Annotated in this window: 9 protein-coding genes; 3 read left to right on the forward strand and 6 right to left on the reverse strand. The window is 63.6% G+C overall.

Annotated features, from left to right (window positions below):
- Nucleotides 1-69 precede the first annotated feature (69 nt).
- The 4 genes from rfbA to msbA form a co-directional block, all read right to left on the reverse strand.
- Nucleotides 70-957, reverse strand: a complete 888-nt coding sequence (gene rfbA, locus PCA31118_RS20270; RefSeq protein WP_150626867.1) for a glucose-1-phosphate thymidylyltransferase RfbA — start codon at nucleotides 955-957, stop codon at nucleotides 70-72.
- Nucleotides 954-2,072, reverse strand: a complete 1,119-nt coding sequence (gene rfbB, locus PCA31118_RS20275) for a dTDP-glucose 4,6-dehydratase (RefSeq protein WP_174990544.1) — start codon at nucleotides 2,070-2,072, stop codon at nucleotides 954-956. Before rfbB ends, rfbA begins: the two co-directional genes overlap by 4 nt.
- A gap of 30 nt (nucleotides 2,073-2,102) precedes the next feature.
- Nucleotides 2,103-2,684 (reverse strand): peroxidase-related enzyme, encoded by a 582-nt coding sequence (locus PCA31118_RS20280; RefSeq protein ID WP_174990550.1) that lies wholly within the window; start codon nucleotides 2,682-2,684, stop codon nucleotides 2,103-2,105.
- A gap of 99 nt (nucleotides 2,685-2,783) precedes the next feature.
- Nucleotides 2,784-4,535: a lipid A export permease/ATP-binding protein MsbA gene (msbA, locus tag PCA31118_RS20285; protein WP_150626869.1), complete on the reverse strand. Its 1,752-nt coding sequence runs from the start codon at nucleotides 4,533-4,535 to the stop codon at nucleotides 2,784-2,786.
- A 174-nt stretch (nucleotides 4,536-4,709) separates the two neighbouring features.
- Here msbA and recQ point away from each other — a divergent pair, with 174 nt between their 5' ends.
- Together recQ and PCA31118_RS20295 are read left to right on the forward strand one after the other, a co-directional pair.
- Complete coding sequence (recQ, locus tag PCA31118_RS20290) at nucleotides 4,710-6,521, forward strand: DNA helicase RecQ (RefSeq protein WP_150626870.1); 1,812 nt, start codon at nucleotides 4,710-4,712, stop codon at nucleotides 6,519-6,521.
- An 84-nt stretch (nucleotides 6,522-6,605) separates the two neighbouring features.
- On the forward strand, nucleotides 6,606-7,358 hold the full coding sequence (locus PCA31118_RS20295) for a glycosyltransferase family 2 protein (RefSeq protein WP_150626871.1): 753 nt from the start codon (nucleotides 6,606-6,608) through the stop codon (nucleotides 7,356-7,358).
- Between the two features lie 98 nt (nucleotides 7,359-7,456).
- Here the strand turns inward: PCA31118_RS20295 and PCA31118_RS20300 are convergent, their stop codons facing one another.
- Nucleotides 7,457-8,308, reverse strand: a complete 852-nt coding sequence (locus PCA31118_RS20300) for a glycosyltransferase family 2 protein (protein WP_150626872.1) — start codon at nucleotides 8,306-8,308, stop codon at nucleotides 7,457-7,459.
- Nucleotides 8,309-8,443: 135 nt separating this feature from the next.
- Nucleotides 8,444-12,031 (reverse strand): DNA polymerase III subunit alpha, encoded by a 3,588-nt coding sequence (gene dnaE / locus PCA31118_RS20305; RefSeq protein WP_150626926.1) that lies wholly within the window; start codon nucleotides 12,029-12,031, stop codon nucleotides 8,444-8,446.
- Between the two features lie 191 nt (nucleotides 12,032-12,222).
- Here dnaE and PCA31118_RS20310 point away from each other — a divergent pair, with 191 nt between their 5' ends.
- A complete protein-coding gene (locus PCA31118_RS20310) occupies nucleotides 12,223-13,776 on the forward strand; it encodes an anthrax toxin-like adenylyl cyclase domain-containing protein (RefSeq protein ID WP_150626873.1) in 1,554 nt (517 codons plus the stop codon).
- Nucleotides 13,777-13,797: the final 21 nt, after the last annotated feature.

Genomic DNA, 13,797 nt, shown 5'->3' on the forward strand with positions numbered 1-13,797 from the left:
ATTACCGGTAGGGATCTAGGGGCGAGCAGAGGTGCACAGGGGTCGCATACGTTTCGTGTCAGACGGCGATCAGAACACCCGCTCGCGCAACATCGACAGGAGGTACTGGCCGTAGCCCGTCTTCGCGAGGGGCTGTGCCAGCGTCTCGATCGCAGCGGCATCGATCCACCCGCGTCGATACGCAATTTCCTCGGGACATGCGACCTTCAGCCCCTGGCGCGATTCGATCGTCTGAATGAACGTGCTCGCTTCGAGCATCGATTCATGCGTACCGGTATCGAGCCACGCGTAGCCGCGTCCCATGATCTGCACGTTGAGCTTGCCGCGCTTCAGATACTCGTTGTTGACGTCGGTGATTTCCAGCTCGCCACGCGCCGAAGGCCGGATCGTGCGCGCAATGTCGATCACGTCGTTATCGCAGAAGTACAAGCCGGTGACTGCGTAGCGCGACTTCGGCTGCGTGGGCTTTTCGATCAGTTCGATCGCGCGCCCCGAGTCGTCGAACGTCACCACGCCGTAGCGCTCCGGGTCGTTCACCGGATAAGCGAACACGGTCGCGCCGTCCGTTTGCCGGTTCGCCGCACTCAGCAACGCCGCGAAATCGTGACCATAGAACAGGTTGTCGCCCAGCACGAGCGCGCACGGATCGTTGCCGATGAAATCCGCACCGATCAGGAACGCCTGTGCCAGACCATCGGGAGACGGCTGCACCGCGTACTGGATGTTCAGTCCCCACTGGCTGCCGTCGCCGAGCAACTGCTCGAAGCGCGGCGTGTCCTGCGGGGTGGAGATGACGAGCACATCGCGAATGCCCGCGAGCATCAGCGTGGTGAGCGGATAGTAGATCATCGGCTTGTCGTAGACGGGAAGCAGTTGCTTCGATACCGCCAGCGTCGCCGGATACAGGCGGGTGCCGGACCCGCCCGCGAGAATGATGCCCTTGCGTCTCGTCGTCATGCCGCACCTCCCGTCGGGGCGGCTTTGGCGTCCCGCCCCTGAGTTCGATCCCCGCCTTGATCACGATAATGCGTCTCGATCCAGCGCTGATATTCGCCGGATTGCACCTGACGCACCCATTCGCCATTGGCGAGATACCACTGCACTGTCTTGCGCATGCCGGTCTCGAACGTGTGCGCCGGACGCCAGCCCAGTTCGCGCTCAAGCTTGCGCGCGTCGATGGCGTACCGACGATCATGACCCGGGCGGTCCGTGACGAACGTCACCTGATCGGCATACGACTTGCCGTCGGCACGCGGCGCAAGCTCGTCGAGCAACTGGCAAAGGTGCTTCACGACCGACAGGTTGTTCTGCTCGTTCCAGCCGCCCACGTTATAGACCTCGCCCGGCGTGCCCTTGTCCAGCACTTCGCGGATGGCAGAACAGTGGTCGCCGACATACAGCCAGTCGCGCACGTTGCTGCCGTCGCCATAGATGGGCAGAGGCTTGCCGGCCAGTGCATTGGCGATGACCAGCGGGATGAGCTTTTCGGGAAACTGGTACGGACCGTAGTTGTTCGAGCAGTTGGTCGTGAGCACCGGCAGGCCATACGTGTGGTGATACGCCCGCACGAGGTGATCGGAGCCCGCCTTGGACGCCGAATACGGGCTGTTCGGCGCGTAAGGCGTGGTCTCGGTGAACGCAGGATCGGTCGGGCTCAGCGAGCCGTAGACCTCGTCCGTCGACACATGCAGAAAACGGAAGTTTTCACGTGCTTCGCCTTCGAGTGCACTCCAGTAAGCGCGCGCCGCTTCGAGCATCGTGAACGTGCCGACCACGTTCGTCTGCACGAAATCGCCCGGCCCGTGAATGGAGCGGTCGACGTGACTCTCCGCCGCGAAGTGCAGCACGGCGCGCGGACGATGCTCCGCATACAAACGATCGAGCGCCGCCCGGTCGCAGATGTCGACCTGCGCGAATCGATGACGTGCGTCGTGCTCGACGCTCGCCAGATTGGCGAGGTTGCCCGCGTACGTCAGCTTGTCGATGGTCAGCACCGGCTCATCGTGTTGCGCAAGCCAGTCCAGAACGAAATTTGCGCCGATGAAGCCGGCGCCACCAGTCACGAAGATCATGGGGTAAGCAAAATGAGTGAGGGAGCGGCCTTACTTGCGCGGCACACGTCCCATCAGGAAAAATTCGTCATTCGGCCGCATCGAAATCGCATTCGCGATGCGGTTGGACATACCGAAAAACGCCGTGATCGCAGCGATGTCCCAGATGTCCTCGTCATGCAGGCCGTGGCGGCGCAGCGTGGCGTAATCGTCGTCGTTCACCTCATGTGAACGCTCGCAGACCTTCAGCGCATACGCCAGAATCGCCTTCTGGCGATCGGTCAGGTCCGCCTTCAGATAGTTGACAGCCACCTGATCGGCCAGCAACGGCTGCTTCTCATAAATGCGCACCAGCGCCCCGTGCGCCACCACGCAATAGAGGCACTGGTTCACGGCGCTGGTCGCCACCACGATCATCTCGCGCTCGCCCTTGCTCAGGTTGCCTTCCTTGAGCATCAACGCATCGTGATAGGCGAAAAACGCGCGGAATTCGTCCGGGCGATGGGCCAGCGTCAGAAAAACGTTCGGGATGAAGCCAGCCTTTTCATGAACCTCGTCGATACGCGCGCGGATATCCGCCGGCAACGAGGCAAGGTCCGGCACGGGAAAACGGCTGATCGGCGGCTGGCTCATCATGGTCTCCTTGGTCTCCTTGGTCTCACGGGCTTCATGAGCCTCATGGGTCTCACTGCGCACCCCATCGGCCCGTCGAAGCATCGCAATGACAAAACGTCAGGCTTCCTGTTGCTGCGCGTACTGGATGCGGTGCAGATGGGCGTAAAGGCCATTATGCGCCACGAGTTCCTGATGCGAGCCCTGCTCCACGATACGCCCCTGCTCCAGCACCACGATGCGGTCCGCGCGCTCGATGGTAGACAAGCGATGCGCGATCACCAGCGTGGTGCGGCCTTCCATCAGCACTTCCAGCGCTGCCTGCACGTGACGCTCCGACTCGGAATCCAGCGCCGACGTCGCTTCGTCCAGAATCAGAATCGGCGCGTCCTTGTAGATGGCGCGGGCGATCGCCAGACGCTGGCGCTGTCCGCCCGACAGTCGCATGCCGTTGTCGCCCACCATCGTGTTCACGCCGTCGGGCATCGAGGCAACGGCATCGGCCAGATTGGCGGCGCGCAATGCGGCCTGCACGCGCTCGGCATCGACTTCCTGGCCGTAGGCGACGTTCGCCGCGATCGTGTCGTTGAACAAGACGACGTCCTGGCTCACGAATGCGATCTGACGACGCAGATCGGCCAGACGCAGATCGCTCAGCGCAATACCGTCGAGCAGAATGCGCCCGCCTGTGGGGTCGAAGAAGCGCGGCACGAGATTGACCATCGTCGTCTTGCCGCTGCCCGAAGGGCCGACCAGCGCGACCATCTCACCCGGTGCGACGTCCAGCGAAATGTTGTCCAGCGTCGGGCGCTCGCTCGCGCCGTAGTGAAAACTCACCTGATCGAACGTTACACGGCCCTTGGCGCGATCGAGCGTACGTTCGCCGCCGCTCGGCTCGACCTCCACGTCCATGACTTCGAAGATCAGCTCGGCGGCCGTCACACCGCGTTGCAGCGGCTGATTCACGTCCATCAGATGCTTGAGCGGCGACACGACGAGCAGCAGTGCGGTGACGAAAGCGGTGAACCCGCCCACGGTCATCTCGCCGGACGACGATTCGATCATCGCCACCGTAATGACGATCGCCAGCGCCAGCGAGGCCAGCGCCTGCGTGACCGGCTGTGCCAGACCGCCCGAGACCGTCACGCGCATGGCATAACCGCGCAGCGTGCTGGTCATCTTGTCGAAGCGGGACTTCTCGTACTCTTCGCCGTTGTGGATCTTCACGACCTTGTAGCCGCCGACCGCCTCTTCGACTACATAGGACAGCGCATTGGTCAGTGTCTGCTGCTCGCGGTTCAGACGGCGCAGGCGGCGGTTGATCTTGCCGACCAGCCAGCCGATGAACGGCAGAATGACGGCCACGACGAGCGTGAGGCGCCAGTTCAGATAGAACAGATAGCCCAGCAGGCCGATGACGGTCAGCGAGTCGCGCACGAGCGTTATGAGCACGGTGGTCAGCACGCCGAGCACCTGATTGACCTCGTAGACGATCGCATTGATCAGCGTACTGGTCGTCTCGCGCTGGTAGTACGACGCCGGGGCATGGAGCAAACGCTCGAACATGCGCACACGCAGATCGAGCAACACCCGGTTCGAGACCCACGACAGCATGTAGTTGGCCGAATACTGCGCGAGCCCCCGAATCACGGCCAGCCCGATCACGGCCGCCGGCACATACCAGAGCTTCCACGGATCGCCGCCGGAAAAGCCTTTATCGAGCACCGGCTTGAGGACTGCCGGAATCGCGGCTTCGGTTCCCGCCACCAGCGCCATGGCGAGAACGGCCAGCAGGCCCATGTGCCAATACGGCTGGAGATAGCCCAGCAGACGTCGCAGAATCGGTCCGGCGGGCTTGTGCGGTGCGCTCATGTAAGTCGGGGACGGCAGGAAAACCGCTATTCTAACGTACCGCGCCGTCCCGCCGGGACGTGTCCGAACCGGACTCGGACGCCGCCGCAAAATCTTCACAATGCCCCCCACAATGCCCAATCTCCGGGCCCCTCGGCGCGCCGGACGGAGGGTGGAACCGGTATACTCCGGCGCATGGCAAGCGCACTCGAAGTTCTCCGTACCGTATTCGGCTATAACGCATTCCGTGGCGATCAGGCCGCCATCGTCGACCATGTGGCCGACGGGGGCGATGCACTCGTGCTCATGCCCACGGGCGGCGGCAAGTCACTCTGCTACCAGATTCCCGCGCTGTTGCGCCCGGGCATCGGCATCGTCGTCTCCCCGCTCATTGCACTCATGCAGGATCAGGTCGATGCCCTGCTTCAGGCCGGGGTGCGCGCCGCCTATCTGAATTCGAGCCTGGCCTTCGACGAGGCGCTCGACATCGAGCGGCGCGCCTCGCGCGGCGAACTCGACCTGCTGTATGTCGCGCCCGAACGACTGCTGACCGAGCGCTTCCTCAACCTCCTGGATCGGCTCGACGAGCGGGGTCAGCTGGCGCTCTTTGCCATCGACGAAGCCCACTGCGTGTCGCAATGGGGGCATGACTTCCGTCCGGAATACATTCAGTTGTCCGCGCTGCATGAGCGCTACCCTCGGGTGCCTCGCATCGCGCTCACGGCAACAGCCGACACCGCCACGCGCGAGGAAATTCAGACACGTCTGGGGCTGACCGAAGCGCGTTTGTTCGTCTCCAGCTTCGACCGGCCGAATATCCGCTACGAAATCGTCGACCGGGACAACCCGCGCAAGCAATTGCTGGCGTTTCTGGCGCGGCATCGCGGCGAGGCCGGCATCGTGTACTGCCTGTCGCGCAAGAAGGTGGAAGAGACCGCTGCCTGGCTCGAAACGCAGGGGATTCCGGCGTTGCCTTATCACGCCGGGCTCGACGCGGAGGTGCGCCGCACGCACCAGCAGCGTTTCCTGCGCGAGGAAGGGCTGGTCATGGCGGCGACCGTCGCCTTCGGCATGGGCATCGACAAGCCGGATGTGCGCTTCGTCGCCCACCTCGATCTGCCCAAGAGTCTCGAAGCTTATTATCAGGAGACGGGGCGCGCCGGACGCGACGGGGAGCCGGCCGAAGCCTGGATGACCTATGGCCTGAACGACGTCGTGGTGCATCGCAGCCGCATCGACGAATCGAACGCGTCCGAGTTGCAAAAGCGCATCGAGCGCCAGAAGCTCGACGCGTTGCTCGGCTATTGCGAAGCCCCGCGTTGCCGTCGCACGGTGCTGCTGTCGTACTTCGGCGAAGCCAGCGAGCCGTGCGGCAACTGCGACGTGTGTCTGAATCCGCCGGAAGTCTTCGATGGCACCATCGCGGCGCAGAAGGCACTCTCGGCCATTCTGCGCACCGGTCAGCGCTTCGGTGCCGGACATCTCGTCGACTTGCTGCGTGGGCGCAGCACCGACAAGATCCGTCAGTTCGGGCATGAAAGCCTGCCGACCTTCGGCGTGGGCGGTGAAATGGACGATCAGGGCTGGCGGGCGGTGTTTCGTCAACTGATCGCCCACGGTATCATCGAGCCGGACAGCAGCCAGTACGGCGCGCTCACGCTCAATGCCGCGGCACGTCCCGTACTCAAGGGGGAAACCACCGTATCGCTGCGCCGCCAGCAGCGGCCGACCGCCGGCAAAAAGAGCCGCTTTGCGGGATACGCGTCGACACCTGCCATCGAACTGGACGTTGCCGACCAGCAGTTGTTCGAAAAGCTTCGCGCGTGGCGGCAGGACATTGCCAAGACGCAGGCGGTGCCGGCCTACGTTATCCTGCATGACCGCACGTTACGGGAGCTTGCGCAGCGCCGTCCTCGCCACCGCGAGGGGCTGGTGGATATCACCGGTCTGGGCGAGGCGAAGATCGAGCGCTATGGCGAAGCACTGGTCGAACTGCTCAATGCGTGATCTGCCTGACGCCAATCGCACACGGACTCACGCCGGTTCATACCGCGCCCGCTGATACCACGCCCGCTTATACCTCGCCCGCCCATGCCACGCCTGCCTCTGACCGTCACGATTCTCACGCGCAACGAACGCCACAACATTGCCGACTGCATTGCCTCGGTCAACGCGATCGCCACGCAGATCGTGGTCCTCGACAACGCGAGTACGGACGGCACGGCGGACATCGCACGCGCTCAGGGGGCCGAAGTGCACGTCACCCCCGACTGGCCCGGCTTCGGCCCGCAGAAAAATCGCGCCCTGTCGCTTGCCACGCAGTCCTGGGTGCTCTCGCTCGACGCCGATGAACGCGTGACGCCGGAGCTGGCCGCCGATATTGCCGCTGCCATCGCGCAGGGGACGCACACCGGCTATCGCATGCCGCGTCTGTCGCAGTTTCTTGGCCATTGGGTGAAACATTGCGGATGGTATCCGGATTACGTACTGCGGCTCTTTCGCCGCGAGGCCGGGCGCTTTTCCGACAATCTCGTGCATGAGCGCGTGATCGTTGACGGCGAGATCGGCACGCTCGCCCACCATCTGCTGCATTACAGCTATACCGAAGCGCGTCAGGTCGAGGACAAAGTTCAGCGGTATGCGCGTGCCGGTGCAAAAGAAATGGCGTTGCGCGGCAAACGGGTGTCACCGCTCAAACCGTGGATCAACGGCGGATGGGCGTTCGTTCGCACCTATGTGCTGCGACGCGGCTTTCTCGACGGCGCGACCGGCGCGGCCATCGCTCGCATGAATGCCCGGAGTGCCTTTCTCAAGTACGCGTTGCTGCGGCGTGGCGACGTCTGACGGAGGTCACGGTAGCCGATGCACGTGGGCGACAAATGCGAGAACGGACGCCATGGGCGTCCGTTCTTCATTGAGCGTCAGTCAGCCGACGCACTACCCTACTTCGCCAGCGCGCGCTTGATGCGCGAGCGGAACAACTGCCAGCGCAGCTTGCTGTCTTCGACCGGTTCGCCCAGACGGCCATCGCTGCCCACCGGCACCGCTGAGCCGCGACGCAGGTAGTAGCGGTCGAAGATCGACTGCGTGATACCCCACTTGCGCAGGAACTGCGTGCGCCCGTCGTTCTTCACGACCTTGCCCGTGCTCTTGCACTGGAAGTGATAGACAAGGCTCGCACCAACGCCGACGAAGCGTCGCGCGCCTGCCGCCCACATCTTCATCGAGAAGTCGTTGTCGCTGCTCATGCCCGGGCTCAGTTCAGTGCTGTAGCCGCCAACGAGGAACCACCAGTCGCGGTGCACGAGCGTCGGCGGCCAGGTCGCACCGAACCAGTCGGGTTTGTTGTAGGTCGGCACCGCCGCGAGCAATCCTGCCTCATCGAACTTGTCGGCGTCGCGTCCGAAGTCATGCACCAGCACACACGGGTTCCCCGTATCGACCGGCTCGATCATCGTGCCCGAGAGCATGAACGCCTTGTCGGGCTGGGCTTCGGCGCGTTCGATCAGCGCTGTGTCCCAGCCGGGGCAACAGTACATGTCGTCATTGAGATAGACGATGTACTTCTCGCGCGCGAGCGCCGCTGCCTGATTCACCGCGTAGCAGATACCGATGTTGTCGGGCGACGCCGTATGCTCGATGCCCTCGGCCCTGACCCAGTCGAGCGAACCGTCCGACCCGTCGTTGACATGCACGATGATCTGATGCGCATGGCGCGAATTCTGGCGAATGCTGCGCACGCAAAGCTGCAGCAAGGCGAGGTTGTTCCAGGTCGGAACGATGATGGAGAACATCCGGAATTCCTTATTGTGTCGAACGTCGAGCTTCGTGCCATGTACGGCGGGCGGCCAATGACAGAGAGCGGAGGGCGAACGGCGTCATCGCGTGCGCTCATCCGCTCAATGCGCCATGCCCCATGCCCCAATGCATCAATAGATGACCTGCACCGAGCCGGTCGTGAGCCACTGGCGAAGCTCGCCGAGCAATTCATCGCCGGGCTGGACCTTCCAGTCGTCGCCGAGACGGGACTCGCACTCGGCGTCGGGGCGGCGATACACGATGTGCACGGGCAAGCCGGTCTGCTTGTCTGCGTCGCCATCGCCATTGCCATTGCGTCGACCGAAACCGCCGCCGCCATTGCCGCCACCGCCACCGCCACCGCCACCATTGAAGCCGCCGCCGCCCGCCCCGGCCATCGCTGCGACACGGTACATCGTGCAGTGCGGCTGAAGCGTGGCGCGCAGACGGTTCCAGTCCGCGTTGCCGTTGAACGACAGCTTGAGCGCCCGCGCGTATCGCGCCCGCGCCCGGCCGAGATCCATCAGGCTCTCCACCGTGAAGCGCAGCCCGCCCGTAAAGCTGTCGGGGCGCGCATTGCCATGCACGATCAGGAGTTCGTCTTCCTTGAACAGATGCTTGTTCGCTTCGAACTGTTCGTTGAAGATCGTCACTTCGAGCGTGCCCGTGCCGTCGTCCAACTGCACGATCAGCATCTTCCCGCGCTGCGTCATCATGGTGCGCATGCTGGAGATCACGCCGGCCACGAGCCGGTCGCGACCTTCGGACAGGTCGCGAATACGCGTGCGCACGAAACGGCGAACCTCTTCCGCGTACGAATCGAACATGTGGCCCGACAGGTAGAAACCGAGCGCCTGCTTCTCTTCCTGCAACTTGCGCTTGTCGGTCCACGCCGGCACGTCCGCCAGTTCGAGCGGCGCTTGCAGGCTTTCATCGCCAAGGTCGAACAGGCTGACCTGGTTGGCAGCGGCACTCGCCTGATCGGCCGCTTCCATCGCCATCGGCACGGACGCCATCAACTGCGCCCGGTTCGGGTGAATGGAATCGAACGCACCGGCACGGATCAGGGCTTCGATCGTGCGGCGATTCACCACGCGACGGTCGATACGCGCGCAGAAGTCGAACAGGTCGGTGAACGGCTTGTCCTCACGCGCGCGAAGGATTTCCTCGATGGCCGACTGGCCGCTGCCCTTGATCGCGCCCAGACCGTAGCGCACCGTCTTCGAGTCTGCCGGTTCGAACCGATAGGCCGAGACATTGACGTCCGGGGGCAGCACGCCGAGTCCGTTGGCCGGCGACAGACAATCTTCGTAGAGGATCTTGACCTTGTCCGTGTCGTCCATGGCCAAGCTCATGTTGGCGGCCATGAATTCGGCGGGATGGTGCGCCTTGAGCCATGCGGTGTAGTAGGCGAGCAGCGCATACGCGGCGGCGTGCGACTTGTTGAAGCCGTAGCCCGCGAACTTTTCCATCAAGTCGAAGATTTCGTCCGACTTTTCGCGCGTGAGTCCATTCTCAGCGGCACCCTTGGCGAAAATCTCCCGGTGCTCGGCCATTTCCTCGGCCTTCTTCTTACCCATCGCACGACGCAGCAAGTCGGCGCCACCGAGCGAATAACCGCCGATGATCTGCGCCATCTGCATCACCTGCTCCTGGTAGACCATGATGCCGTAGGTCTCCTGGAGCACCGGCTCGACGCGCGGATCCGGGTATTCCGTCTTTTCGCGGCCGTGCTTACGCGCGCAGAAACTCGGAATCAGGTCCATCGGGCCCGGACGATACAACGCCACCAGCGCGATGATGTCCTCGAAGCGGTCGGGCTGAGCGTCTTTGAGCATGCCCTGCATGCCTCGGCTTTCCAGCTGGAACACCGCAACCGTGTTGGCCTTCTTCAGAATGCTGAACGCTGCCGGATCGGTGAGCGAGACCTGATCGAGCGACCAGTCCGCCATCTCCGGGTGCAGGCGCTTGATGTAGCGCTCGGCCCAATTCAGGATCGTGAGGGTCGTCAGGCCAAGAAAGTCGAACTTCACGAGGCCGACCGCTTCCACGTCGTCCTTGTCGTACTGGCTCACCACGCCGCTGGCGTCTTCGCCACTGCCTTGCGTGTAGAGCGGGCAGAAGTCGGTGAGCTTGCCCGGGGCGATCAGCACGCCACCCGCGTGCATGCCGACGTTACGCGTGAGCCCTTCCACGCGCTGCGCCAGCTCGATGAGCTGCTTGACCTCGTCTTCCGTCTGGTAGCGCTCGGCGAGTTGGGGTTCTTCCTTGAGGGCGTCCTCGATGGTGACGTGCTTGCCCGGCTTGAACGGGATCAGCTTGGAGATGCCGTCGACAAAGTTGTAGCCGAGATCGAGCACACGCCCCACGTCGCGCACGGCCGCCTTCGCCGCCATCGATCCGAAGGTGGCGATCTGCGAGACGGCGTCCGCGCCGTATTTGTCCTTCACGTACTGAATGACGCGATCGCGACCGTCCTGACAGAAGTCGATATCGAAGTCGGGCATCGAGACGCGTTCCGGGTTCAGGAATCGCTCGAACAGCAGGTTGTACTTGAGCGGGTCGAGGTCGGTAATGCCCAGCGCGTAGGCAACGAGCGAACCGGCGCCCGAGCCCCGGCCCGGACCGACCGGCACGCCATTGTTCTTTGCCCACTGAATGAAGTCGGCCACGATCAGGAAGTAGCCGGGGAAGCCCATCTTGATGATCGTGCCGGTCTCGAAGTCCAGACGCTTGTAATACTCGGGCCGCTGCTTGTCACGCTCGGCCTCGTCCGGGAACAGCAGCGCGAGGCGTGTCTCCAGGCCCTCCTTGGACAACTGCACGAGGTAGTCGTCGAGCGACATGCCGTCCGGTGTCGGGAACAGCGGCAGCTTCGGCTTGCCGAGTTCCAGCGTCAGATTGCAGCGCTTGGCAATTTCAACGGTATTGGCAATCGCGGACGGCACATCCTCGAACGCGGCGATCATGTCGTCCTGCGTGCGGAAGCTCTGGTCCTGCGTAAAACGGCGCACGCGCCGGGCGTTGCCGAGCATCTCGCCTTCCGAAATACACACGCGCGCTTCGTGCGCGGTGAAGTCGTCGGCCGTCATGAACTGGATCGGATGCGTGGCGACGACCGGCAGACCGGCCTTTGCCGCCAACTGCACCGCCTGCTGGACATACGATTCCATGCCCTGCTGGCCGGTGCGTTGCAGCTCGATGTAGAACGCACCGGGGAACACGCTCGCCCAGTGTTTCGCGCATTGCAACGCCAGATCGGGGTTACCGGCGGCCAACGCCGCCCCCACGTCGCCCATCTGCGCGCCGGACAGCGCCAGCAGGCCGCGTGCGAGACCGTCAGCGGCAAGCCACGACGACTCGATCTCCGCCCGACCGCGGTACTGGTTGGTCAGCCATGCCTTCGAGAGCAACTGGCACAGGTTCAGATAGCCTTGCCGGTCACGCGCGAGCAGCAGCAATCGCGAGGGCTTGTCGCGATCGGCGGGATTCGTGATCCAGGCGTCGCAGCCGATGATCGGCTTGACACCCTTGCCGCGAGCTTCCTTGTAGAAACGGATGGCCCCGAACATGTTCGCCAGGTCGGTGAGCGCGAGCGCGCCCTGACCGTCCTTGGCGGCGGCCTTGACGACGTCGTCGAGCCGCACGATGCCATCGGCGATCGAGTATTCGGAGTGGAGACGGAGGTGGACGAAGCGAGGTTCTGACATGGGCCGTATTGTAACGCGGCCTCCCCGGTTCGATGGTCTTCTCGTTGCCCGCACAGCCTCCGGATCGGCGCAGCGCATGAGCGAATCCGGGAATCGTCCGTACTCGCGCTCGCGCAGACTTTCGCGCCAGTCGGAAAACGCGGCGACGCGCCGCTCACACACAACACGCCAGACCGGCAAGATCCTATACGGGGCTCAACATGCAAATATCTCATCGCTGGACGTCGATGCCGATGACGGCGCCGAACGCGGCGCCCACCACGCCCGCCGGTTCGTCATCCCGCCCACCGGTATCGCCGGACGCTTCAGCCAGGGTTTCATCGATGCGCGAGGACAACTCGGCGAAGGAATCGATGGCGGACTCGATGGGCGAGGCGACGAATGAAGCGACAAATGAATCGGCCGATAAATCGACAGCCGTCGCGCCACGTGTGCGCGTCGATTCAGGTTACGGCAGCGACCACAGCACCGATAACCGTGGGGGCGACGCCTGCGAGCGCCGCCCCGGCATCGATTGCCGCAATGAAAGCGACACCGATAAAGACATCGATCTGCACGCATGGCGCCTCGGCCATCCTGTGCTCGACAGTCTGCGCCGCACCATGGTCCACGCGAGTAATCTCCGCGCGCCTCATGCGAGGTCGCGTCCGGTATCCGAAAACCATGACGCAGACGTAGCAGTGAGCATGGCCGGTGCGTGCGCGGCCAGGGCGATCAGAACATCCGCCGCTCACCGCAACGTCACGTCGATGCCGCTGTTCAGCGAATCCATTCAGCGCGTGGCCAACCTTTACAAGGTCGTGATCGGCTTGCGTCGCCCGAATTCCCTCGGCCAGTCGTTGCTGCGCGACGGTTTTCCCACCAAGAACTTCCACGTCAAAGCGAAATCGAGCGACAAGGGACCGACGGCCGGTTTCGTGCCTATCGAACCGAAGTACGCCAAGGTCGATGTCCGGCAGTGGGAAAAGCAGGCGAAATCCGTTGCCAGCGCGTTGAAGGCGGGCGCCAAAGCCGTCGATCTGCGACTCAGCCCGGATCGGGTGACGGAGCTGATCTCGCTCGGCGCCATGACGCACACGGGCGGTATGCGCTACGCCGCCGAATTCCCCGCCGGACGGATCGATTTCTCGCTCGCGTCGTCGCGACAACCCGTCGGACCGAATGGGGCCGTGGCGCTTCACACGCTAGATGTGCTCGATCCTGACGGCCGCCCCGTCCAGGTTCTGACCAATCCCCCCGAGCTACCCGATGGCTTCGCCAGGGACAAGACACTGGCGGCCAGTGCGCTGCCGATTACCGCCGACTACGACCTGTTCTGCCTGTTCCCGCGCTGGCAGCGCGATGTCGATCAGGCGCCGATGCCCGTGCAGCCGCACGTCGTGGCCGGGCCGAAGCCGCCCTCGCCCAATCTCGCGGCCCAGTATCTGAGAGCCGTGGCTGCCGACACAATCCGGCCCGAGGACCCCAATATGGGCAACATTCCGCTATTTCATCGCACCGTCGTCGATGCGCTGAACGCCGCCGTGGTTCAGGACGGTTACCAGGGTGGCAAGCTCTTCTGGCACAACGCGGAGAATGGCAACCCGTTCTCTCCCGGCTTCTCGATCGCCGATGCCCCGATATTCTTCGTGCCCGGCCAGCGCGAGCCGTTGACGGCCAATAGTCTCGACGACCTGAGCCGGGTCATGGGCGAGTTGCGCGATATCGGGTACGCCGCCAGGCTGAGCCCGCGGCTTGGCGTGTATGCACGATGAGCCGGGTGCCATGACCCGAGC

It is taken from the genome of Pandoraea captiosa (assembly GCF_902459775.1).
Lineage (GTDB): Bacteria > Pseudomonadota > Gammaproteobacteria > Burkholderiales > Burkholderiaceae > Pandoraea > Pandoraea captiosa.

Coding starts and splice junctions, on each gene's coding strand:
- rfbA (WP_150626867.1), bottom strand. CDS start 957: ATGACGACGAGACGCAAGGGCATCATTCTCGCGGGCGGGTCCGGCACC.
- rfbB (WP_174990544.1), bottom strand. CDS start 2,072: ATGATCTTCGTGACTGGTGGCGCCGGCTTCATCGGCGCAAATTTCGTT.
- PCA31118_RS20280 (WP_174990550.1), bottom strand. CDS start 2,684: ATGAGCCAGCCGCCGATCAGCCGTTTTCCCGTGCCGGACCTTGCCTCG.
- msbA (WP_150626869.1), bottom strand. CDS start 4,535: ATGAGCGCACCGCACAAGCCCGCCGGACCGATTCTGCGACGTCTGCTG.
- recQ (WP_150626870.1), top strand. CDS start 4,710: ATGGCAAGCGCACTCGAAGTTCTCCGTACCGTATTCGGCTATAACGCA.
- PCA31118_RS20295 (WP_150626871.1), top strand. CDS start 6,606: ATGCCACGCCTGCCTCTGACCGTCACGATTCTCACGCGCAACGAACGC.
- PCA31118_RS20300 (WP_150626872.1), bottom strand. CDS start 8,308: ATGTTCTCCATCATCGTTCCGACCTGGAACAACCTCGCCTTGCTGCAG.
- PCA31118_RS20310 (WP_150626873.1), top strand. CDS start 12,223: ATGCAAATATCTCATCGCTGGACGTCGATGCCGATGACGGCGCCGAAC.